Annotated in this window: 1 pseudogene; it reads left to right on the forward strand. The window is 30.3% G+C overall.

Annotated features, from left to right (window positions below):
• Positions 1-238, forward strand: a pseudogene (locus AJ884_RS00005) (hypothetical protein); the annotation flags it as partial.
• Positions 239-277 lie beyond the last annotated feature (39 nt).

Below are 277 nucleotides of genomic sequence, written 5' to 3' on the forward strand. Positions count from 1 at the left end.
GTATGATGAAGCACTTAAACCTTTATGTGCAGGTATCAAACACGATAAACAAAGAGATAAATATATTTCTTTTATCACTAATGCCAAAGCAGAGCTTATAGAATGGAAAAGTATTGAATTTGATGGGGATAGATACAGTGAAACTTTTGAAAGAATAATTAACGATGAATTTCTAGCCCTTTATGCTCTTATCAATCGTGCCAGAATGATTAAGCAAAATAGAATTAGCTTTGTGTAAATGTTTCAAGGTTAGGTTTTATCAAACAAATACCATAAT

The sequence above is a fragment of the Campylobacter sp. BCW_6463 genome (assembly GCF_001762785.1).
GTDB lineage: Bacteria > Campylobacterota > Campylobacteria > Campylobacterales > Campylobacteraceae > Campylobacter_D > Campylobacter_D jejuni.